This window comes from Pseudomonas sp. S3_A09 (assembly GCF_054668065.1).
In genome coordinates, this window is record NZ_CP162752.1 from 4,625,001 (window position 1) to 4,646,889 (window position 21,889).

17 protein-coding genes, 2 rRNA genes and 1 pseudogene (1 of these 20 running past the window's edge) are annotated in these 21,889 nt (G+C 61.7%); 8 read left to right on the forward strand and 12 right to left on the reverse strand.

All coding sequences use genetic code 11. The annotated features are described in order from the left end of the window. Positions 1-537 (forward strand): 23S ribosomal RNA (locus AB4N92_RS21625) (it extends 2,355 nt beyond the left edge of the window). 156 nt (positions 538-693) lie between these two features. Continuing rightward, positions 694-809 (forward strand): 5S ribosomal RNA (gene rrf, locus AB4N92_RS21630). 71 nt (positions 810-880) lie between these two features. On the opposite strand, the gene AB4N92_RS21635 is transcribed toward rrf, so the two are convergent. Next, complete coding sequence (locus AB4N92_RS21635) at positions 881-1,003, reverse strand: hypothetical protein (protein ID WP_258189770.1); 123 nt, start codon at positions 1,001-1,003, stop codon at positions 881-883. Between the two features lie 142 nt (positions 1,004-1,145). Here AB4N92_RS21635 and mrdA point away from each other — a divergent pair, with 142 nt between their 5' ends. Continuing rightward, positions 1,146-3,038, forward strand: a complete 1,893-nt coding sequence (gene mrdA, locus AB4N92_RS21640; protein WP_010211572.1) for a penicillin-binding protein 2 — start codon at positions 1,146-1,148, stop codon at positions 3,036-3,038. Here the strand turns inward: mrdA and AB4N92_RS21645 are convergent, their stop codons facing one another. Next, positions 3,039-3,440, reverse strand: a complete 402-nt coding sequence (locus tag AB4N92_RS21645; protein ID WP_031290841.1) for a GFA family protein — start codon at positions 3,438-3,440, stop codon at positions 3,039-3,041. 98 nt (positions 3,441-3,538) lie between these two features. On the opposite strand from AB4N92_RS21645, the gene AB4N92_RS21650 reads away from it, so the two are divergent. Further along, positions 3,539-4,006: an SRPBCC family protein gene (locus AB4N92_RS21650; RefSeq protein ID WP_010211569.1), complete on the forward strand. Its 468-nt coding sequence runs from the start codon at positions 3,539-3,541 to the stop codon at positions 4,004-4,006. Positions 4,007-4,053: 47 nt separating this feature from the next. Here the strand turns inward: AB4N92_RS21650 and AB4N92_RS21655 are convergent. Then, positions 4,054-4,258 (reverse strand): annotated as a pseudogene (locus AB4N92_RS21655) (hypothetical protein); the annotation flags it as partial. Next, positions 4,245-6,482 carry a TonB-dependent receptor gene (locus tag AB4N92_RS21660; protein WP_236267141.1) on the reverse strand — a complete coding sequence of 746 codons (2,238 nt, stop codon included), beginning with the start codon at positions 6,480-6,482 and terminating at the stop codon, positions 4,245-4,247. The gene AB4N92_RS21660 and the pseudogene AB4N92_RS21655, both read right to left, overlap by 14 nt. 195 nt (positions 6,483-6,677) lie before the next feature. Between AB4N92_RS21660 and AB4N92_RS21665 the strand changes: the two genes are divergently transcribed. From AB4N92_RS21665 to AB4N92_RS21680, 4 genes are all read left to right on the forward strand, one after another. After that, positions 6,678-9,035 (forward strand): DNA polymerase II, encoded by a 2,358-nt coding sequence (locus AB4N92_RS21665; protein WP_236267142.1) that lies wholly within the window; start codon positions 6,678-6,680, stop codon positions 9,033-9,035. Positions 9,036-9,105: 70 nt separating this feature from the next. Beyond that, entirely contained in the window at positions 9,106-9,684 is a 579-nt protein-coding gene (locus tag AB4N92_RS21670; protein WP_042571016.1) for a GNAT family N-acetyltransferase, read from the forward strand. A gap of 12 nt (positions 9,685-9,696) precedes the next feature. Continuing rightward, entirely contained in the window at positions 9,697-10,329 is a 633-nt protein-coding gene (locus tag AB4N92_RS21675; RefSeq protein WP_044286936.1) for a glutathione S-transferase N-terminal domain-containing protein, read from the forward strand. A gap of 164 nt (positions 10,330-10,493) precedes the next feature. Further along, positions 10,494-11,069 carry a DUF4174 domain-containing protein gene (locus tag AB4N92_RS21680; RefSeq protein WP_010211560.1) on the forward strand — a complete coding sequence of 192 codons (576 nt, stop codon included), beginning with the start codon at positions 10,494-10,496 and terminating at the stop codon, positions 11,067-11,069. Positions 11,070-11,095: 26 nt separating this feature from the next. Here AB4N92_RS21680 and AB4N92_RS21685 read toward each other — a convergent pair whose 3' ends face one another. From AB4N92_RS21685 to AB4N92_RS21720, 8 genes are all read right to left on the reverse strand, one after another. Beyond that, positions 11,096-12,142 carry an acyltransferase family protein gene (locus tag AB4N92_RS21685; protein WP_010211559.1) on the reverse strand — a complete coding sequence of 349 codons (1,047 nt, stop codon included), beginning with the start codon at positions 12,140-12,142 and terminating at the stop codon, positions 11,096-11,098. Between the two features lie 85 nt (positions 12,143-12,227). Further along, positions 12,228-13,637 (reverse strand): lipid II flippase MurJ, encoded by a 1,410-nt coding sequence (locus tag AB4N92_RS21690; RefSeq protein WP_236267143.1) that lies wholly within the window; start codon positions 13,635-13,637, stop codon positions 12,228-12,230. Further along, positions 13,637-15,064 (reverse strand): O-antigen ligase family protein, encoded by a 1,428-nt coding sequence (locus tag AB4N92_RS21695; RefSeq protein WP_010211556.1) that lies wholly within the window; start codon positions 15,062-15,064, stop codon positions 13,637-13,639. The genes AB4N92_RS21690 and AB4N92_RS21695 overlap by 1 nt, the downstream gene beginning before the upstream one ends. Before the next feature lie 2 nt (positions 15,065-15,066). After that, positions 15,067-16,170 carry a glycosyltransferase family 4 protein gene (locus tag AB4N92_RS21700; protein ID WP_236267144.1) on the reverse strand — a complete coding sequence of 368 codons (1,104 nt, stop codon included), beginning with the start codon at positions 16,168-16,170 and terminating at the stop codon, positions 15,067-15,069. After that, positions 16,161-17,378, reverse strand: coding sequence for a glycosyltransferase family 4 protein (locus AB4N92_RS21705; protein ID WP_241912390.1), 1,218 nt, complete (start codon positions 17,376-17,378; stop codon positions 16,161-16,163). The genes AB4N92_RS21700 and AB4N92_RS21705 overlap by 10 nt, the downstream gene beginning before the upstream one ends. Before the next feature lie 8 nt (positions 17,379-17,386). Next, positions 17,387-18,715 carry a GH39 family glycosyl hydrolase gene (locus AB4N92_RS21710; protein ID WP_045792336.1) on the reverse strand — a complete coding sequence of 443 codons (1,329 nt, stop codon included), beginning with the start codon at positions 18,713-18,715 and terminating at the stop codon, positions 17,387-17,389. Beyond that, positions 18,705-19,895, reverse strand: a complete 1,191-nt coding sequence (locus AB4N92_RS21715) for a glycosyltransferase (RefSeq protein ID WP_045792335.1) — start codon at positions 19,893-19,895, stop codon at positions 18,705-18,707. Before AB4N92_RS21715 ends, AB4N92_RS21710 begins: the two co-directional genes overlap by 11 nt. Then, on the reverse strand, positions 19,895-21,886 hold the full coding sequence (locus AB4N92_RS21720) for a GumC family protein (protein ID WP_045792334.1): 1,992 nt from the start codon (positions 21,884-21,886) through the stop codon (positions 19,895-19,897). The genes AB4N92_RS21715 and AB4N92_RS21720 overlap by 1 nt, the downstream gene beginning before the upstream one ends. Positions 21,887-21,889: the final 3 nt, after the last annotated feature.

The window sequence follows — 21,889 nt, forward strand, 5'->3', positions numbered from 1 at the left end:
CAGGTACGAAAGTAGGTCTTAGTGATCCGGTGGTTCTGTATGGAAGGGCCATCGCTCAACGGATAAAAGGTACTCCGGGGATAACAGGCTGATACCGCCCAAGAGTTCATATCGACGGCGGTGTTTGGCACCTCGATGTCGGCTCATCACATCCTGGGGCTGAAGCCGGTCCCAAGGGTATGGCTGTTCGCCATTTAAAGTGGTACGCGAGCTGGGTTTAGAACGTCGTGAGACAGTTCGGTCCCTATCTGCCGTGGACGTTTGAGATTTGAGAGGGGCTGCTCCTAGTACGAGAGGACCGGAGTGGACGAACCTCTGGTGTTCCGGTTGTCACGCCAGTGGCATTGCCGGGTAGCTATGTTCGGAATAGATAACCGCTGAAAGCATCTAAGCGGGAAACTAGCCTCAAGATGAGATCTCACTGGAACCTTGAGTTCCCTGAAGGGCCGTCGAAGACTACGACGTTGATAGGTTGGGTGTGTAAGCGCTGTGAGGCGTTGAGCTAACCAATACTAATTGCCCGTGAGGCTTGACCATATAACACCCAAGCAATTTGACTACTCTAACGAGCATCAGATTGCGGTGTGTGAAGATGATACGAACCGAAAGTTCGATATCTCACAAAACACCGATCTGTCACATACCCAATTTGCTGAAGCGAGGCCACCAGGTCACGACTCAGTACCCGAATTTCTTGACGACCATAGAGCATTGGAACCACCTGATCCCATCCCGAACTCAGCAGTGAAACGATGCATCGCCGATGGTAGTGTGGGGTTTCCCCATGTGAGAGTAGGTCATCGTCAAGATTAAATTCCGAAACCCCATTTGCGAAAGCAGATGGGGTTTTGTTTTGGGCGGTCGAAAAGTACGTAGAGACTCATTGCCGTGCGCTGCTGGTCAACACCGTCACCGATAACAGACCATTGAAGCGCCACTCCTCATGAATCCCCTCTTTTTGCATCCCGACCAGCGCACGCTCTTCCTCTACGACTTTCCTCATAAAAGCGGCTCATGAACCTGCCGTTGGGCAAATGGAGACAAAGTGTTTCCGCATTTTTGGTATGGTGCAGCACATTTTCACAAGGACTGATCTTTCAACCGCAGGAAGCGGCGTCGACCTTCTTCAACGAGATGCTGTAGAAATGCCTGAACCTATACCGATCAAGGATCACGAAAAAGAAAACCGCTTGGTCAACAAACGCCTGCTTGCCTGCGCGCTGTTGGTTATTGGCATCACCTGCGCCCTGGTGGCACGCATGTACTTCCTGCAGGTCGTGCAGTTCGACTACCACTCCACTATTTCCGAGAACAACCGCGTCCACGTGCTGCCTATTACGCCGACGCGTGGGTTGATCTATGACCGCAACGGCGTCGTGCTGGCTGACAACCGTCCCAGCTACAACCTGACCATCACCCGTGAACGCACCACCGACCTCAAGGGGGAGTTGGACGCCATCGTCAGTTTGCTGCACTTGCCGGCAGAAGACCGTGCTGTATTCGACAAGGCACTGAAGCAAGCGCGGCACCCCTTCGTTCCTGTGACATTGTTTTATGAGCTGACCGAAGAGCAGATCGCGCTGCTGGCCGTGAATGAGTTTCGCCTACCGGGTGTGGACGTAGAACCGCAATTCGTTCGTCACTACCCCCTGGGCGCTCACTTTGCCCATTCCATCGGTTACGTAGGGCGGATCAACGAGAAAGAATCCAAAGCCCTCGACTCGGTGGAGTACCGGGGCACCCAGTCCATCGGCAAGACCGGGATCGAGCGCTTCTACGAGTCCGAATTGCATGGCCACGTAGGCTATGAAGAGGTCGAGACCAATGCCCAGGGCCGCGTACTGCGTGTGCTCAAGCACACCGATCCGATTCCGGGAAAAAACATTGTCCTTAGCCTCGACGTTCACCTCCAGGAAGCCGCAGAAGAGGCCTTGGGTGATCGACGCGGTTCGGTGGTTGCCCTCGACCCGCAGACCGGTGAAGTGCTGGCGATGGTCAGTAAGCCAAGCTTCGATCCGAACCTGTTCGTCACCGGTATCAGCTTCAAGGAATACGCCGCCCTGCATGACTCCATCGATCGGCCGCTGTTCAACCGCGTCCTCAGGGGCCTCTACGCGCCAGGCTCGACCATCAAGCCGGAGGTCGCCATCGCCGGCCTGGACAGTGGCGTCGTCACCGCCCAGACCCGCGTGTTCGACCCGGGTTACTACCAACTGCCGGACTTCGATCACAAATACCGCAACTGGAATCACAGCGGCGACGGCTGGGTAGATATGGACGCCGCCATCATGCGCTCCAACGACACCTACTTTTACGACCTAGCCCACAAGCTCGGCATCGATCGCCTGCACGACTACCTGGCTGAGTTCGGCCTGGGTCAGAAAGTGTCGCTGGATATGTTCGAAGAGTCAGCCGGCCTGATGCCCTCCCAGGCCTGGAAGCGCGCCACCCGCCGGCAACCCTGGTTCCCGGGTGAAACCGTGATCCTCGGCATCGGCCAGGGTTACATGCAGGTCACACCGCTGCAATTGGCCCAAGCCACAGCGCTGATCGCCAACAAGGGCGTGTGGAATCGGCCTCACTTGGCCAAGACCATCAATGGCGTGCCTCCCGTGGATGAAAACCCGATGCCCAACGTCGTCCTCAAGGACCCGCGTGATTGGGAGCAGGTCAACCACGGCATGCAGCTGGTGATGCACGACCCACGCGGCATTGCCCGCGCTGCCGCACAAGGTGCGCAATACCGCATCGCCGGCAAGAGTGGTACGGCACAAGTGGTCGCGATCAAGCAGGGTGAGCGTTACAACCGTGAAAAGACCCTGGAACGCCACCGCGACAACGCCTTGTTCGTCGGTTTCGCGCCAGCCGAACATCCGAAGATCGTGATTTCGGTGATGATCGAAAACGGCGAGGCCGGCGGTCGTGTTGCAGGACCGGTAGTGCGCCAGATCATGGACGCCTGGTTACTCGACCAAGAAGGTCACCTGAAGCCGCAGTACGCGACCCCGGCTAAAGCACCCGGAGACCCGAAGGTCTAATCAGGTTTGCCACCCGTCCCACTGCTCTACACCTTCATAGGCAAGCCAGGGCACCGCATGGGATGTCCAAATATGCGCGGTGGGCCTGACGCCTGGATCATCATCCAGCGTCGCCACCCGCACAATGACGTGAGGTTGGTGCCCGCGCTCCGCCATCAGGTGCGAACCGCAGCGCGAACAGAAATGCCTGAACTTGCCTGGCGACGATTCGAACGACGCCAGCAGGGCTTCGCCCTGGGTCCAGCGAAAGTGTTCACGCATCACGCCCGCCGTCGCCACAAATGCTGCCGCATGCACCTTGCGACAGCTGTCGCAGTGGCAGTGGCTGATGGGCATGTCGAGGCCGTCCACTTGGTAGCGCACGCCTTTACAGAAGCAACTTCCATTCAACGGGTCAGTCATAACGTATAGCCGGTTCAAGGATGGGGTCATCATGATTGCTTACAACCCAAGGTTGCGCATTATTTGATGTCGCCTACTGTCAATGGAGGAGGTGACTTATGCACGTATTAGATCGCATCGAACGAAAAGTCCTGCTCAACGCTTCACGTAAACAGGTGTGGGAAGCCCTCACCGATGCCGAGCAATTCGGCAGTTGGTTTGGTATCGCCCTCAGCGGCAAAAGCTTTGTTGCCGGGCAAACCCTTGAGGCGCCGATCACTTATCCCGGTTACGAGCATGTGATCTGGAAGGCCAGAATCGAACGCATCCTGCCGCAAACACTGTTCTCGTTCCGGTGGCACCCCTTCGCGGTGGAAGAGGGCGTCGACTACGACCAGGAAACCCCGACACTGGTGGAGTTCACCATTGAGGACCGAGCACCGGGCATTCTACTGCGGGTGGTCGAGTCGGGGTTTGACGCAGTGCCTGAGGCACGGCGGCAGAAAGCCTTCAAGATGAATTCCCGTGGCTGGGATGAGCAGATGGGCAACATCGAAACTTACCTGAGCCAAGCCCGTCAAGCTTGACCGCAATGGGCATCATGCTTGATGCCCACTTTTCTAACCTATTCAGCCTTCACCTGCACCTCACCGCCTTCGGCACCTGCCAGCACTACCTGATGCTTGGCCGCATCCACCGCCAATACCTTTGTGGTGACTTCATCGGCCTCAACGGATTTTGACCGGCGGATATCGACAGCGTGGGCGACGAGGTTGGGCGGACAGAAGCGCGGCCAGGGCAACCGCCTGACACAGGCAACGGTGATCAGAAGTCCACAGTCGCCGACAGCTTGGCGACACGTGGATCGCCCTGGCTGAGGAAACCGCCCTGGGCTGATTCCCAGTACTTCTCGTTGGCAACGTTTTCCACGGTGGCACCGAGGGTGACATCCCGCTGAGCCACCTTGAAGTTGTAGCGTGCGCCTATGTCGAAGCGGTTCCACGCTGGCAGGCTCAGGTTATTGGCGGCGTCGGCATACTGGCCACCGGTGCGCAGCATGCGGCCGTTGAGCGTCACGCCCTGCAGGCCAGGCACATCCCAATCCACGTTGGCATTGAGCTGGAACGAAGGCACGCCGATCGCGCGGTTACCGTCGTTGGCACCGTTTTGCGTGTCCTTGAGCTCGGTCTTCATGACTGTCACACCGCCCAGCAAGCGCAGGCCGCTAACCGGTTCGCCAAACACGTTCAGCTCCACGCCTTTGTTGATCTGCTGGCCCTCTCGCACGTAGCGCGCTGTCGTAGCATCAATGACCTGTACGTAGCCGGCTCCAGGCTGTTCGATGCGGTACACACCCAACGTCGCCCCATAGGTGCCCATGTCGACTTTTACCCCGGCTTCAATCTGCTTGGAGCGTGCCGGTGCATAGGGCTGGCCTCCGCCAATAACAGTCCTGTTCCCGGAGTTGACAGGGGAAGTCGGACCTTGGGCCAAGCCTTCAATCCTGTTCGCGTAGAAGGACACATGTTCCCAGGGTTTGAAGACGAGGCCGTAGACCGGCGTAGTGATCGACTCGTCATAATTGGCCGTGCGGGTACCGCTCATGTAGTTGTAACCCTGCACAACGATCTGCTGGCGGCGTGCACCGACCGTCACCAACAGGCGGTCGTCGAAGAGCCCCAGGGTGTCGGACACTGCCGTACTGCGCACAAAGGTCTTGGCCGTGATGGTCGGGTCGCTGAAATCGGTGCCAGGGGTATTGCGTGGATTATTCAGGGCCGGTGGCGCTCCCGTCACAGGGTTGTAGATGTTGGTTAGGGTGCGTGGGGTGGCGAACACATAGGCATTGCGCGCCTGGGTCCAGATGCCGGCCAGGCCGAAGTTGAGACGATGGCTCACAGGGCCGGTCTGGAATTTGCCATTCAGGCCACCCATCAAGCTGCTGTTGTCTTCCTCATGCGCGATGGTCGAACCGCTGGCGGTTGCATTGCCAAGGTTATCGGTCAGCGTCACCGACGAGTACTGCCCCATTTCACGGGTGTGCTTGGCCCCGCCTGCCGCATAAACCGTCCAGTTGTCGTTCAAGTCGTACTCGGCGCGCAGCATGCCCAGGGTGTCTTCAAGGTTGGTGTTGCTCCAGCTCGGCGCGTAGTTGGTGTCAGCCGACGGTGCATCCGGGATATGGGTGGCCGTGCCCAGGAACACCGAGTTGCGCCCGCCGTTGATGCGTTGCTTCTGATACACAAAGTCACTGGACAGGCGCAACGCATCGCCGCGGTAATCCAGGCCGACCGCAAACAGTTTCGAGCGCTGGTTTTCATCATCGATGCCGGTATCGCCTTCGCGCTGGGACAGGTTTACCCGCGCGCCAAAACGGTTGTCTTCACCGAATCGCTGGCCTATGTCCAAGTGCTCGCCCACTCGGCCATCGCTGCTGATATCGGTGCTGAAGCGACGCAGCGGGACGTCGTCGGCGCGCTTGGGTTGCAGGTTCACACCACCGCCGATCCCCGAACCGCCTGGCGTTACGCCGTTGATAAAGGCATTGGGTCCCTTGAACACTTCCACGCGCTCCAAGGCGTCAGTGGAGATGATCTGGCGCGGCAGGATGCCGTACAGGCCGTTGAAGGAAATGTCGTCACCGTTCAGCGGCAGGCCACGGATCATGAAGGTCTGCGCCTGGTTGGCAAAACCTGACGCCTGGCGCACGGACGAATCATTGAGCAGCACATCACCGACAGTTTCGGCCTGCTGGTCGCGAATCAACTTTTCGGTGTAGGAGGCCATGCTGAACGGCACATCCATGATGTCCTGGTTACCCAGCACACCCAACTGACCGCCGCGTGCCACCTGGCCGCCAGCGTATACCGGAGGCAGGGCGTTTGGAGCGGGCGCTTCGGCGTTGATGCTGGTGGCGCCCAGTTCCAGTGTGTTGCCATCCTGACGGTTGTTCGCATCCTCCGGAGTGGCGGGTGTTGCGGCGTGGGCTGTGAGGCTCATGGAGCAGCAAAGGGCGAGCAGGGTAGGGCGAAATGGCACAGCAAAGGTGGCACGGATGGGCATGGTCGATCCTGACGGCGAACCGTTATGTGGGGAAAAGGGCAACAGCGTTGCGCGTCCTCACTGCGCGGATACGACTCCGTCGTGAATGATAGTAATTATTATTAACGTCTTGCAACAAATTTATGAGATTCAGGTCTGCGCGCGCGGATGCCGAGTAGAATCACGCCCTGAAAGCGATTCCTGAGGTGCGGTACGGTGGATTTACAGCAGGGTTTTGTCCTGACCCGGCATTGGCGAGATACCCCGGCGGGTACGGAGGTCAGCTTCTGGCTGGCCACCGACCAAGGCCCGAGGTTTGTCCGTCTACCCGTGCAGACGTCGGTGATGTTCATCCCCGAGGCCCATCGCAAGCCGTTGGATTGGCTGCTCAAGGGCGAGCGCGACATCGAGTTGCGCCCGTTGCAGCTCTGCGATTTTCATCATCGCCCCGTGCTGGGCCTGTATACGCGCCAGCACCGCCAAGCGATGGACGTGGAAAAACGCCTGCGCGCTGCCGGGGTTGATGTCTACGAAGGCGACGTGCGCCCACCCGAGCGCTACATGATGGAGCGCTTCATCACCGCACCGGTGTGGTTCGGCGGCACACCGGACGCCACCGGCGTGCTCTGTGACGCGCAGATGAAGCCCGCGCCCGACTACCGCCCGTCGCTTAAGCTGGTGTCCCTCGACATCGAGACCACCGCCCAGGGCGATCTCTACTCCATCGCCCTCGAAGGCTGCGGCGAGCGCCAGGTGTACATGCTCGGCCCGCCGAACAAACCCGCCGCCGTGGACTTCAAGCTCGACTACTGCGACACCCGCGCCCAACTGCTCGAACGCCTCAATCAATGGCTCGCCCTGCACGACCCCGACGCGATCATCGGCTGGAACGTGGTGCAATTCGACCTGCGCGTGCTCCACGAACATGCCCAGCGCCTCAATGTGCCGCTCATGCTCGGGCGGGGTGAAGAACCCATGGCCTGGCGCGAACACGGCAGCCGCAACCATTACTTTGCGGCGGCGGCGGGGCGCTTGATCATCGATGGCATCGAAGCCCTGCGTTCGGCCACCTGGAGCTTCGAATCCTTCAGCCTGGAAAACGTCGCGCAAACTCTGCTGGGCGAGGGCAAGGACATCTCCACGCCGTACCAGCGCATGGACGAAATCAACCGCATGTTCGCCGAGGACAAGCCCGCGCTGGCGCGCTACAACCTCAAGGACTGCGAACTGGTCACGCGGATTTTCGAGAAAACCGAACTGCTCAAGTTCCTGTTGGAGCGCGCCAGCGTCACCGGCTTGCCGGCCGACCGCAACGGTGGCTCCGTCGCTGCGTTCACCCATTTGTATATGCCGCTGATGCACCGCCAGGGGTTCGTCGCGCCGAACCTGGGCGATAAACCGCCCCAGGCCAGCCCCGGCGGTTTTGTCATGGACTCACGCCCGGGCCTCTACGAATCAGTGCTGGTGCTCGATTACAAAAGCCTTTACCCGTCGATCATCCGCAGTTTCCTGATCGACCCGGTGGGCCTGATCGAAGGCCTCAAGCACCCCGACGACAACGAGTCCGTGGAAGGCTTTCGCGGCGCACGTTTCTCTCGCACCCGGCATTGCCTGCCGTCCATCGTCGCGCGGGTCTCCGAAGGCCGTGAAGTGGCCAAGCGTGAACACAATGCCCCGCTGTCCCAGGCCCTGAAAATCATCATGAACGCCTTCTATGGCGTACTCGGTTCCAGTGGCTGCCGCTTCTTCGATACGCGGTTGGCCTCGTCGATTACGATGCGCGGCCACCAGATCATGCGCCAGACCCGCGAGCTGGTCGAAGCCCAAGGTTACGAGGTGATCTACGGCGACACCGACTCGACTTTTGTCTGGCTCGGCAGTGCACACGGCCAGGAGGACGCGGGGCGCATCGGCCGGGCGTTGGTGCAGCACGTCAACGACTGGTGGCGCGAGCACCTGCAAACGGCATTCGGGCTGCAAAGCGCCCTGGAATTGCAGTATGAAACCCACTTCACCCGCTTCCTCATGCCGACCATCCGGGGCGCAGAGGAGGGCAGCAAAAAACGCTACGCCGGGCTGGTGGTGCACAGCGATGGCCGTGAAGAAATGGTCTACAAAGGCCTGGAAACCGTGCGCAGCGACTGGTCGCCCCTGGCGCGCCGATTCCAGCAGGAACTCTACCAGCGCATCTTCCATCGCCAGCCCCACCAGGATTACATCCGCGACTATGTGCGCCGTACCCTCAGCGGCGAATTCGATGAGTTGCTGATCTACCGCAAACGCCTGCGCCGTCAGCTGGACGACTACGAGCGCAACGTGCCGCCCCATGTCCGCGCCGCGCGCCTGGCCGATGAGTACAACGATCGCATGAACCGCCCGCGCCAGTACCAGCGCGGTGGCTGGATCAGTTACGTGATCAGCGTCAACGGCCCGGAACCGCTGGAAGTGCGGCACGCGCCCATCGACTACGACCACTACGTCACCCGGCAACTGCAGCCGGTGGCGGATGCGATCCTGCCGTTCGTGAATGACGATTTCAGCACCCTGGTGGGCGGTCAGATGGGCCTGTTTTAAAACGCTTGATTCGTCCGGGTGGGAGCCTGCACTCTCTGTCACTGATGACCACCCAGACGGCGCTTGCACCATGACCCTGATCTCTCTGACCGGAACCACGGTCGAACTCTTGCCGCTGCAAAGGGAACACAAGACCGCCTTGCTCGAAGCCGCAGCCGATGGCGAATTGTGGAACCTCAAGGTCACCAACGTACCGGGCCCGGACACCGTCGATCAGTACATCGACACCGCCCTTGCAGGGCGTGACGCCGGCAGCATGATCCCGTTTACCTTGGTGCGTCGTGATGACGGCCAGGTGGTGGGTAGCACGCGGTTCTGGAAGGTCGACCGGATCAATCGCAAGCTGGAAATCGGCCATACCTGGCTGGCGCTGTCCACGCAGAAAAGCGCGATCAACACCGAAGCAAAGCTGCTGTTGCTGACCTACGCGTTCGAAGTGCTCGACTGCGTGCGCGTGCAATTCACCACCGACGAACTCAACGAAAAATCCCGCGCCGCGATCCTGCGGCTCGGCGCCGTGCAGGAAGGCATTGTGCGCCACGAACGCATCATGCCCGACGGGCGCAAGCGCAACTCGGTGCGCTTCAGCATCATCGACTCGGAATGGCCGCAGGTGAAGGCCAACTTGCAGGCCAAACTGCAACGCTAGGAGGAAAAGCCCATGTACACCCTTTATGGCATCGACGAATCCGGCTCCTGCATGATCGAAGTCGCCCTACAGCGCTGTGCGGTGCCGTGGCGACGGGTGGACGCGGCCTCCTGGGCAGAGGGTGAGGGCAGTGATGAGCTGGCCCGGATCAACCCGCTCAAGCAGGTACCCACCCTGATCACCCCCGATGGCCAGGTGTTGACGGAAAGCGCCGCGATCCTGATCCACCTGGGCTTGGAATATCCCGCCTCGGAGCTGCTGGCCGGCGACCGCGCGCAGATCATTCGCGGCCTTGTGTACATCGCGGCCAACTGCTATTCGGCGATCGGCATCATTGACTACCCGCAACGCTGGCTCGGCGACGTCAACGAAACCGTACAGGCGCAGCTGGTGACAGGCACTCGACGATACTTGCACCAGGCCTGGGTGGTGTTTGCCGATCAGTTCGATGGGCAGTTGTTCGCCCCGAACGGCGCGCCGAACGCGTTGGGCGTGATGGCGGCGGCGGTGTCGCGTTGGGATGAAGCGCGGGAGGTGTTGAACGGTCTGGCGCCGGGCTTTGCCCAAAGCCTGGCGCAAGTGGATGCCGACCCTGTCGTCGCCCCCGTATTTGCGCGGCATTGGCCCGCGTGGAAGGTCTCATGATGTTTCCGAAATCAGTGGAAACAATGACAGGTGCGCCCACCAAACCCTTGCGTAGCGGGCGTCTTGTCCTACGCTTTCGTAACGTGGTGTAGGAATCATCCTTGAATTTGACTGTCGCAGACATGAAACTCAAGAACCCTGCATGGAATACAAAGGAGGTGCGCATGCTCATCCGGTCGCTGACCCTGGCTACCTTGATGGCTTTTACGGGGCCGCTGTTGGCTGCTGATGATATCAACCCGCTCAAGCAAGACTTGGGCAAGGCCCGGCCGCTGGTAGTGGTAGAGCTTGATTCCGGCAACGACACCTTGGCGACCCTCAAGAAACAGTTGGACGAGCCTGCGACCAAGCAGTCTTTCGAAGAACGCAGCATGGTGTTCTACACCGTGAAGTTTGGCAGCATCGGCGCCGAAGGCGAGAAGTTCGCCAAGGACCCCAAGGACAATAAAAAGCTCACGCCCCCGGAAACCAACGCACTGATCCGTGCCCTCAAACTGGGTGCCGGCAGTGGCACCAAAGTGATCCTGGTGGGCAAGGACGGCGAGAAGAAAGTCGAGAAGACCGTGCCACCGGATACCCTCGACTTGAAGGAATTCTTCACTGCCATCGACCAGATGCCGATGGCCGAGAAAGAAACCGCCGCCGCCCCGGAGCCTGAACCTGCGGCCCCTGCGCCAGCCAAGGGCGCCAAGCCTGCCAAACATGGCAGCAAGCCTGCACCGCAACAGCTGGATGACTGAACCCAAGACCCTGTAGGCGTGAGTGCCTACAGGGTTTTTTGTGGTTTTCGCACCGGAAACGGAAAGTAGAAAAACCGCAGGAACGCCACCCGCTTGATCACTTCCCCGATCAACAACGGCGCCACCACCGCCACCACAAAACCGATGCAGGCCGCGGCAAACGCGTGCAGCCCCAGGCGCTCCATCAGGTCGAAGGTCTTGTGCTGGATTTCACCATGGAAGATCAGCAGGATCAGGGTGTTCTGGCCGATGTAGGTCATAGCCCGCGTGACCCAGGTCGAGACCATCAGCACCTTTGCCAGCGCCCAGCACGCGTATACACCGATCACGGCGGGCAGGGTGGTCCATAACCAGTGGTCGTAGCGCCGCTGCGCCAGGTCCATGGTGTCCCAGGTGAAGGTGAATACTGCGATAAACAGCGCGACGGAGACCACCAGCGTCAGCCAGGAGCCCGAGTGGGCGCGCAGCCAGTCGCGCAGCAGGTAGCCGACAATGAAGTAGGTGCTGCTGATCAGCGTGATATCCAGGCTGAACGGCAGGCCCGGCAGGACCCAGGTGTGCCCGCCCAGCGTGACCGGCAGTTGCCAGAACCAGGGCAGCATCCACACGCCCACGATCAATTGCAGCGTGACCAGTGCGCAACTCAGCAACAGCGACAGCTTCAGGCGCTGGATCAGCCGCAGCATCAGCCAACTGAACAGGATCGCCACCCAGAAGTGCGGCAGAAACCACAGCGCCTGCCATGGGATGGTGTCCACCGAGGCATACAGCACGCCGCCGATATCCGGCAGCAGCGGCTGGCCCCGCAGGAGGCTGCGCACGATCACGTAGATAAGCATGGTGAAGAAAAACGGCTTGAGCAGGCCGTCGGCCTTGCGCACCGCCATCTCCACGAAGGGCTGCTCAGGCTTGAAAAACACCCCGGACAAAAAGAAAAACAGCGGCAGGATGAACGACGCCAGCACCGGATACAGCAGGTCCGGCGAGGTGGCGACGAACCAACTGTGGGCGAATACGATCACCAGGATGCCAATGCCCTTGGCAATGTCCATTTGAATCCAACGATGTTTCACCTGAACCCCTCCCTCTAAAAAAACCACCGCCCTTGTAGGAGCTGGCTTGCCAGCGAAAATCGTCAACGGGAATGCGCGGCATGAGTCATGCCTTGCGCCACGGCTTCAACCACAGCCCCATGCCCAGCAACACCACTGCACCGGCCAGGGTGCTCAGCCCCAGTTGCAGCCACACGCTTTCAATCCGAAACAGCGCCAACGCCGCCACACCCATCAGCACGGCATTGAGCAGCCAGCTCCGAGCCCAGGGCAGGGCGCTGAGCAAGGCCTGGCGTTGCATCAGCAGCAGCGCGGTGCAGATCACCCCGGCCAGCGCCGCCAACGGAATGCCTGCCAGGCCAAACACAAACGGCAGGACGCCCAACAACAGCGCATTGACCAGGCTGCCGAGCAGTTCGCAGCGCAGCGGCTGGCGCGTATCCCCGGCCGCGTAGGCATAACGCGCGAGCAAGGCGTTCCAGGCGCCGAATACCAGCGGCACGGCAAACCACGCCAGCAGCAGCGGCAACGGCGAGTCCAGCGATTGCGCGGGCAGCAGCAACGCCACCAGGCTCGGGGCCGCCGCCACCAGGCCGACACCGGCGGGCAGAGTCAGCACGCTGGCGGTTTCCAGGCCGCGCTTGAGCAGGGCCAGGCGCTCATCGCCCTGACGACGGCTCATCATGCCCAGCAACACCTGGTTGAGGCTCATCAGCGCAATCAGCGGCAGGTTCATCAGCTTGCGCGCCAGGTTGACCCAGGTCACCGCGCCTTCACCCAACAGCGATGCCACCAGCCGTTCAATCAGCGCCAGGCCCTGGCTGGCGCCGTTGCTCAGTAACAATGGACCGATGCGCTGCCCCAATTCCCGCAGCAGCGCCCACGGCAATTGCCAGCACCACGGCCGCCAGCCCTGGCGCCACATCGATGGCAGTAGCGCCAACGGCATCAACAAGCTGCCGGCCAGGCAGGCCAGGGCCAGGGCGTGCGGTTGGGTGGCGGTGCCGGCGAGGGCGAGGTAGGTCACCGGTGGCAAATTGAACAATAACGAACCCAAGCCAGCCAGCACGAAACGTTCGCTGGCCTGCAACGGGATGCTGAACAGTGCGTGCAGCATCAACCCCGGCACGCACCAGGCGACGATCTGCAAGTTACTGCTGGCGAGCGCCGTGGCACTCGCCGCCAGGCCTGGCCCGAGCAGTTGCACCAGCCACGGCGCCAGCAGCGTCAGCAACAGGCTGGTGACCAGGGCGATCAGCAACAGTGCGGGGAACAACGCGGCCAACCAGCCCAACCGCTCGTCGTCCTTGCGCGCCAGATACAGCGGCAGCGCCGCGGCACTCAGCACGCCGCCGGCCAATGACATGCGCAGCGCCTCCGGCAAAAACAGTGCGATCAGGAATGCATCACTGCGTTCGCCCGCGCCCCAGGCCGCCACCAGCAGCCATTCACGGGCAAAGCCCAGGCACAGGCCCAGCAGCGTCGCCAGTGTCAGCCAGGCGGCGGAGCCCAGCATCAGGGCTGTGCGCCATCAAGCACGGGTTTGCCGAATACCACACGTTTCACCTGAGGCAGGCGTGCCGGAAACAGTCGACGTGCCTCCAATACGTTGATGCCGACCATCAGCCAGAACAGCGCGACCATCACCACCGCAAAGCTGAAGTAGTGGTCGAACAGGCCGCTGACCAGCGCCGAGAGAATTCCGGCTGTGGTGCCCAGCCACAGCGCGTTGTCTTTGGTCAGGCGGATCGGGCCGCTTTCCGGGCGGGCTTCACGCCACCAGCGCACGGTGACCGCGATAAAGAACAGCATGCCGACGATGCCGGTCTTGTAGATGTAGTTCAGCCACAGGTTGGAGATGCCCAGCAAGGGCGTGCCAGGCACGGGCGGATCGACCTTGAAGCCGATACCGAACGGGTACGACACCATCGCCTGCGGAAACATGCGGTACTCGTCGAAACGCACTTCGGTACTGGCGTTGCTCGAAGAAAAAATCGTCGCCAGGCGTTCCTGCAGCGGTGGATAAGCCATCACCAGCACGGCGGTCAGCGCCGCGCCGATCATCAGCAGACGTCCGGTGTAGGGCACCCGGCGCGTGGCCATCCATAGCAGCACCAGCGCCAGGCTGACCATTGCCCCACGGCTACTCGCCAACAGCAAGGCCGCCGCGCCCAGGCACGCCACGCCCAGTCCCAGTGCGCGTTTCCAGCCTTGTTCGGTCATGCCGAAACAAAACGCCAGGGGCAGCAGCAGCGCCATGATTCCGCCGATGGCATTCGGGTGCATCCACGGCGAGCCCATCCGCGAAGACATGGCTTCCAGGCCGAATTTCAGCATGTCGAAGTTGCCGTAATTGAACAGTGCCAGCACCGGCGCAATGCCGGCTCCGGAGCGTGTGCGCACGAACACCGCAATCGACAGCATCAGCATCGCCAGGCTGCCCAGCAGCAGGGCGATCACCAGGGACTCGCGGTGCTTGTGGTCCACCAGCAACTTGGCGCAGAGGAACACCCCCGACAAGTTCAGCAACCAACGCAGCCAGTTGGCCACGCCGCTGCTGTCGGCGTGGATGGTGACCTGACCGACAATGAAGGGGAACACGCTGAACACCATCAGCCACAACAGCATCTGGTCGGTCGGGCGCCGGGTGAGGCTCGGCGTATCCGGCAGGCGTACCAGGAAGTTTTGCCAGAGGACCGCGCCCCAGGTCATCGCCAGGATAGCTTCGCTGACGGTACTGCGAATGCCCAGGTTAACCGTGGAATAGGGCATGAACGTGGCAACCAGGGCAAACAGCAGCAGGCCCCAGAACGGAAAGCGTAGGATGGTCACCGCGCCGGCCAGGCCGATCACCGCGAGGAACGCCTTGGCCGGTGACAGCAGCAGGGCGGCGGCGCCAAACAGGAGGCCGAAGAGGATGGCGACGAGGCTGGGCAGGTTCACTCTCACTTCAATTCCTCGATCAGTTCGGCCAGGCGTCGGCGGTAGGCTTGATGGTTGAAGCGTTGCGCCCATTGCCGGCGTTGCTCGGGTGATTCTTCTTCCGCGCGATCGCCGAGGCTGAGCATCAATTGCGTCAGCGCCGGACCATCGGTGGGGGAAAAACGCGGTGCCGAGGGCGGGGTGATTTCATCCAACGAGGTACCGCTGGCCACCGCCACCGGGGTGCCGACGCTCAGCGCTTCGATCACTGGCAGGCCGAAGCCTTCGGCATAGGAAGGCTGCCATAGGCGCGAAGCCTGGCGATAAAGCGCATGCAACTCGGCATCCGACACACCGCTGAGCGCACGAATGCCCGGCAGGGTGCGCTGGGCCTCGGGCAAATGGTCGAGGCTGCCCACCAGTACCAACTCCGGCACGGCGGGGGACTGGCGTCGCGCCTGCTGCCAGGCGTCTACCAGGAACGGCACGTTCTTGCGCAACTCGCGGGTGCCCACCAGCAACCAATAGCGTTCAGGCAATTGGCGTGCACTGAGATCCGCTGCCTGTTCGGAAAAGGCATCGACCTGGTTGGGCAACACCCGAATCTTACCCGCAGCCTTGGGAAACAACCGCGCGGTTTCATCGGCGCTGTACTGCGACGGCGTCCACACCCGATCGGCGCTGTGCACCGCGTAGGCAATCGACAGGCGATCACTGGTCTTGTAGATCAGCGCCTTCAGACGGTTGGCGTGATAGTTGTCGAGGGTGATTTGGAACAGGTCGTGCAACAGCACCACCGTACGCAGCCCCTTCGGGTGGGGCGGCAATGGCATGCCCATGTTGAAGGTGCTGATGTACAGGTCGATATGCTGCTCACGCAACGCACGCGGCAAAAAGCCGGCCTCGAAACGCAGGCGATTGTGTGGCTGGTGCATGGCGGTTTTAGCGCAGCCCCAGGCCGGGCAATGGGCCCGCAAGCGGGTTTCATCGCCCAAGGGAGCCACGGTGAACCGCTCAAGCTCGATGCCCGGCAGGCCGTGCAGGGCGCTTTCCAGCGCGTACACCTGGCGGCTGATGCCCGATTGCGGCGAGGTGCCGACGGTGCGGTAATCCAGGCCTACACGCATGCGGGCTCCTTTTGATTCAGGGGCGAAAGGCTGGCGTACACCTTTTCCAACTGGCTGGCGGCGACGCTCCAGTCGTGGGCGCGGCGCACATAGGCGCGGGCGGCTTCGCCCATGGCCGCGGCGGCATCGGGAAATTGCAGCAGGCGCACCACGGCGTCCGCCAGGCTCACAGCGGTCTGCCCGCCGAGGTAGTCCAGGCCTTCCACCAGGTCCAACCCGGACACGCCTTGTTCGGTACTTGCCAATGGCAGGCCCGCGGCCAACGCTTCCAGCACTTTGAGCTTGGAACCACCACCATGGCGCAACGGCGCCAGAAACACCGAGCAGCTCGACTGCAGTTTCAGCAGGTTGGGCACAAACCCTTGCCATTCAATGCGCGGGTCCGGCCAGCGCTCACGCCAACTGTCCGGCATGCCGAAGCCACACACACTCATTCGCGCCTGCGGGCAACGCTCCCAGACCTTGGGCAGGATTTCGTCCAGGGCCCATTCGATGGCGTCCACGTTGGGCGCGTATTCGTAGTTGCCGAGGAACAGCACGCGGAGGGTCGACGGGTCCGGTCGGGCGGTGGCGAAGTGATCGCAATCCACGCCATTGACCACCACTGACACCGGTTTGCCGGCGATGGGTTCCAGGGCCTGGGCGTCGCTGTCGGTCACCGCCACCACTTGGGTGGCCTGGCGCATCACGCGCCGTTCCCAGCGGGTGTAACGCCATTGGTCATAGCGAATGAACGGCAGCGACCAACCCGGCAAGCGGTCGTAAGTGGCCGCGCCTAGGGCCGATTCGACGTTGTGTTCGGTCAGCACGAACGGCTGGGATTTGCGCGCCAGCGCCTCTTCATAGGGCTGGAAGCTGTAGGTGTGCTCGATCTGCACCACATCCCAATGCTCGTTGAGCAGTTGGTTGAACCGGTCCTGCAACGCGCCCGACAAGCCATTCACGCTCGCCAGCAGCGGGTAGGGCGCAAACAGCCCGGCGAGCAGGGTCTTCACGCTGCGCAGAGGGCGACGCGGCAGGATGATCAGTTGTTCGAGAAACGCCTCCAGCACCTGGCGGTCGGTGAGTGACACCGGATGTTTGTCATGCAGCAGCAAGGTGATCCGATGCCCACGCGCGGACAGGCTGCGCAGCAGGTGGAACTGGCGCGTCTTGCCGCCGCTGGTGGCGGGCCAGGGTGAGTAGGGCAGGATCCATAAAATGCGCATGGCAGGCCTCACTCCCATAACAGAATTTGCAGGTTCGACTTGACCGGAACGGTCAGGCCATTGGTGCCGCTTACCGGGGTTTGTGTGCCGTGCAGCGGGTCGTACAGGGTGGCGCTGGCCAAGCCCGGCAGGTGCGCGTTGCCGCCCTGGGCGGACCAGAAGAACCACAGCTTGCGCCCATCGGTGCGGGTCCAGCCGATGCTGAACAGGCCATCGGGCAGCGCGTCGGCAGCAGGCGGATCACCCGGCGTGAGCTTCGGCCCGCTGACATCAAGGAAGTTCTTCAGTGCGGTGTAGACCGGCTTGGGGTTGGTGTCGATATCCAGCAGGCCATAGGAGCGGTCACGCACGCTGGCGCGCTGGTCGAGGTCGCTCAAGGTGAACAGGAAAATCTTGTCGTAATCCATCGCGCTCATCAGCGCCAGGCGACGAACCACGTAGTCGGCCTGGGCCTGAGGGGTGATGAGGTCCTGGGCGTCTTTTGGCCCCTTGTACGTCGACCAGCCCCACTCGGTGCTCCACAAGGTTTGCACGCCACCGTTGCGCAGGGCCTGGTTGAGCTGGGCGGATTTGGTGAAGAAGTCCAGGTTGGCCGGGTCGTTGCCTTCGGGCAATTGGGTGTAGGGGTGGTAGGAGATGATGGTGTTCAGACTGGCCACGCCCAGCGCGCCCAAGGCGTCGAACATGGTCTGGCCGTTGGGCATTTCACTGAAAAACGCCATACCGGCGGCGACCACCGGTTTGTTCGGGTTCACGGCGCGTAACGCGTTGGTGGTAACGGTCAGAAGATTCGCGTAGCCGGCAGGATCCGCCACCGGGCGCCAGAAACCGATCAAGTTCGGTTCATTCCAGACTTGCCAGGCATCCACGCTGGGGTAGCGCTGTGAGAGCAGCGCCATGCGGTTGGCGAACACGTTGGGATCTTGCGGCGGGTACTGGTCCGGGTACTGCGACATCGGTGGCGCGCTGGTGATAAAGCGTGCCGACCCGACTAAGTAAAACACCGACTTGATCTGGTTCTGTTGCAGCTTGCCCACCAGCTCATCGAGGGTGGCGAGCTTGTACTGGTTCTGCGCGGTTTCCAGCTGATCCCAGTGCAGATCCAGGCGCACCCACTCCAGGCCCAGGGCCTTGAGGCGGTCGATCTGCTTCTGGTAGCGCTCGGGGCTGAACCACAGAAACTGCGCATTCACCCCCAGGAAATCCTTCCACACCACTTCCTTGGTGCCCTTGAGTACATGGCTTTCGGCATCCGCTTGGCGTCCCCACAAGAATGCGGTCAAGCCCAGGGCTGCAACCACCGCAAAGGTGGCGAGGTAAGTGCGTTTACGCGCCATAAGGGGCTCCGGTGATGGCCTGCTCGAAGAGCTGCTTGAACTTCTGCGCGGTCAACGGCCATAGGCGTTCGCGGCCGATTTCCCCGGCCCGCTCGGCCCAATCCCGCGCCAGCAGTGGCGTGCGTGCCAAGCGCAGTAGCTGTTCGCCGAGCGCGGCCACATCCCCTTCGGGGTAGATCGCGCCGTTGCCGCTGGCGACTTCCTCGGCAAACGCACGCGCGTCGGAGGTGATTGCGCCGCGCCCACAGGCGGTGGCCCAGGACAGCGCGCCACTGGTGCCGCGCTGGCGTCCCAGCAGGCCGAGTTTTTTCGATTCGCGATAGGGCAGCACCATCACATGGTGGGCCTGAATGGTCTGGGCGATCTCATCGGCCGGCAGGTTCAGGCGCCAGTCGATTGCGTCGGTCAGCCCCAATTCCGCGATCTGGGCATTCAACTGCTCCAGGTAGTTGCCGCCCGCGCCGAACGCCATTTCCGCCGCAGTGCCGCCGGCCAGGGTCAGGCGCACGCGGTCGCGCAAGTGAGGGGCTTGCTTGAACACATTCGCCAGGGCCTGCACCAGGTCTTCAATACCTTTGCCGCGGTAGATAAAGCCGAAATACAGCAGGCGCAAGGTGTCCAGCGACGGCAATGCTGCCGGTGCAATCGCCAGGTTGGCATGGTTGATCACCGCGACTTTGCCGGCCGGCAGTTGCATGCGTTGGGTCAAGCAGTCGGCGCCCAGTCGGGTGAGGGTCACCAACCGGGTCAGTCCCTTGGCCACCTGGCGTTCTTCGCGCAGGGTCAGCGGGTCGGCCAGCACCACCGCCGCCTGCGGCAATGGGCTGGGCAGACGCGCCATTAGGTTCAGCGGAAACGGCAACTGTTCACGTCGCCACACGATGCGCTCCGGGTCATGCACGGTGGCCGTCAGTGGCAACTGCGGGTAAGCCTTGCGCAGTTCACGCAAGGCCAGGAATTCCCCGAGCCGCCCGCCGCCCAGCTCAGCGTGCACCAAGTCGACGGATTGCCAGTCGAAAGCTGCGATGGCTTGCTTGATCGCCTCGGAGTTGCCCGCGACCCCGGCCAACGGCGTCAGCACCGTCACACCGAGGTGTTCCAGTGCCGTGCGGAAATGGTTCGCGTAGTCGGCGATCCCGTTCTTTTCCGGCGGCAAGGGCGCGAGCAGGGCGATACGCATCAGAACGCTCCCCGGTATTTACCGATGGTCTGCAACACCTTGCCCGGCACTTCGAACTTGCGACGGTTGATGATGATGCCGTCCACCTTGCCAAACGCCGTGTTGAGGATCGACAGCGCATGCTCCACCACCGGCACGGTACTTTTGCGGGCTTCCACCACCAGGCCGATCAGGTCGGCGCGGCGCAGGTTGATGAAGGCTTCGCGGTTATCCAGCAGGGCCGAGGCGTCGAGCAACACCACTTCACCCGGTGCGGCGGCTTCCACCCCGCCGACCCGCACATTGATGCCGTTTTCATGCAGCAGCTGGCGCAGTTGCTCCACCACAAAGGTCACCCCTTCGCCATGGCGCGCCGAGGTCAGGCCCAGGGTCACGCCGTGCTCGGCAATGCGGTCGGGCTGCAGCAGACTGTACAAGCGGTAGATGCTCGCATTGAACGCGTTGGTACTTTGCGCGGTGGAGGTGTCCAGCTCCGGCAGGGTGGTCCACAGTGGCAAGCCGAACTTGCGTTCCACCAGGCCACCGTCGTGAATCCGCTGGTCGAGCAGGTAGCACAAGTAGATCACCAGCAGGCCGACCACGATGGCAAACGGAATCGCCAACACCAGCATCACCAGGGTTTTCGGGAAGATGCGGCCCGGGTTCAGGGTGGCCTCTTCGATCACGGCGATGTTGCTGATCTGGCTGTTATCCAGCTCGCGGTCGATGCGGGACTTTTCCAGGTTATCCACGTACAGCGCGTAGTTGCGCTCGGTGGTGTTCAGTTCGCGGGAGAGGCGGGCCAGCTCCGGCTCAATCTCCAGGGCCTCCTTGCGTTGGGCTTCCAGGGTCAGCAGTTGTTTCTGCTGTTGAACCAGCTGGGTTCGCAGCGCCTGGTTGTTGCTGGTTTCATCCAGCAACACGCGCTGCAAGTGAATTTCCAAGGTGTTTGGCGCACGGTTCTCTGACGCTTGCACCGTGTTGCTCTCGTTGTTGACCTGCATCTGCATTGCCCGAATCGACGCGTCCAGGGCTTTGACCGGCGGCGCGTTGTCGGTGTAGGTGCGCATCATGTCGGCCTTTTCCAGCAGCTTCTGGTTGAGCAGGCGACGCAAATCCTGCTGCTGCGGGTTCAGTGCGATCTGGCGCACTGTGGTGACTTCCTTGGGTTGGCCCTTGAGCTGAGTGCGTGTGCTCTGGATCGCACTGTCGGACGAAGCGATCAGCCGCGTGGTGTTGAAGGTCTCGCCGCGCAGCACGTTGATGCGCTCGGACAAGTCTTCCAGGCGGTCGGTGATGCTCGCGGCGCCGATCTTGTTCAGGTGGGTGAGGATCTGTTCCTTGTAGCTCTTGATCTCGGTCGCGCTGTTGGCCACCTGGCCTTCATAGAACGCGTACAGGCTCTTGCGGCCCAGGGCCTCGGTGCGCTCGTTGATGTAGGTCTCGACCCAATCCTTGACCACCGCCTGGGCGATTTCCGGGTCGCTCCATTTGAAGCTGATGTCCATCACCGTGGAACCGGCGGCGTGGCTCACCTCGAAGTTCTTCTCCAGGCCGGCAGCCAGACGTTCGACCGGGGAGGTTTTTTCGACGATACCGACGGTTTCCATGATCACGCGCACGCCGTCGAACACCGCACCCACGCCGCTCTTGACGTAGTACTTGGTGCGCTTCCAGAAACCCTCCGGCGGCGGTGCGTTTTCGATCACTTCCAGATAATGCTCAGCCACCGCGCGCACGATGGGCCGGCCGGTGAGCAGGCGCTCCTCGTCGACAATCGGGTCACGCTGGGTGCTGGGCATCACCAGCGCCTGGCGGTTGCTGATCTCGATGGGCAAGGTCGAATCGCGCCCAGGTTTCACCAACAGCCGCGCGGTGGACTCGTACTTGGCCGGCAGCAGGAACGCCCCCAGCAGGATGATCACCAGCGCGGCAATCGCCGCCAGTTTGAACTCACGCCGGAAGATGAAGAACAAGCGCAGAAGATCACGAAAAGAACGGATCTCGATCATGGG

Excerpts from the sequence above, each read along its gene's own strand:
- AB4N92_RS21635 (WP_258189770.1), bottom strand. The coding sequence starts at position 1,003 with ATGAGGAAAGTCGTAGAGGAAGAGCGTGCGCTGGTCGGGATGCAAAAA.
- mrdA (WP_010211572.1), top strand. The coding sequence starts at position 1,146 with ATGCCTGAACCTATACCGATCAAGGATCACGAAAAAGAAAACCGCTTG.
- AB4N92_RS21645 (WP_031290841.1), bottom strand. The coding sequence starts at position 3,440 with ATGACTGACCCGTTGAATGGAAGTTGCTTCTGTAAAGGCGTGCGCTAC.
- AB4N92_RS21650 (WP_010211569.1), top strand. The coding sequence starts at position 3,539 with ATGCACGTATTAGATCGCATCGAACGAAAAGTCCTGCTCAACGCTTCA.
- AB4N92_RS21660 (WP_236267141.1), bottom strand. The coding sequence starts at position 6,482 with ATGCCCATCCGTGCCACCTTTGCTGTGCCATTTCGCCCTACCCTGCTC.
- AB4N92_RS21670 (WP_042571016.1), top strand. The coding sequence starts at position 9,106 with ATGACCCTGATCTCTCTGACCGGAACCACGGTCGAACTCTTGCCGCTG.
- AB4N92_RS21675 (WP_044286936.1), top strand. The coding sequence starts at position 9,697 with ATGTACACCCTTTATGGCATCGACGAATCCGGCTCCTGCATGATCGAA.
- AB4N92_RS21680 (WP_010211560.1), top strand. The coding sequence starts at position 10,494 with ATGCTCATCCGGTCGCTGACCCTGGCTACCTTGATGGCTTTTACGGGG.
- AB4N92_RS21690 (WP_236267143.1), bottom strand. The coding sequence starts at position 13,637 with ATGCTGGGCTCCGCCGCCTGGCTGACACTGGCGACGCTGCTGGGCCTG.
- AB4N92_RS21700 (WP_236267144.1), bottom strand. The coding sequence starts at position 16,170 with ATGCGTGTAGGCCTGGATTACCGCACCGTCGGCACCTCGCCGCAATCG.
- AB4N92_RS21705 (WP_241912390.1), bottom strand. The coding sequence starts at position 17,378 with ATGCGCATTTTATGGATCCTGCCCTACTCACCCTGGCCCGCCACCAGC.
- AB4N92_RS21710 (WP_045792336.1), bottom strand. The coding sequence starts at position 18,715 with ATGGCGCGTAAACGCACTTACCTCGCCACCTTTGCGGTGGTTGCAGCC.
- AB4N92_RS21715 (WP_045792335.1), bottom strand. The coding sequence starts at position 19,895 with ATGCGTATCGCCCTGCTCGCGCCCTTGCCGCCGGAAAAGAACGGGATC.
- AB4N92_RS21720 (WP_045792334.1), bottom strand. The coding sequence starts at position 21,886 with ATGATCGAGATCCGTTCTTTTCGTGATCTTCTGCGCTTGTTCTTCATC.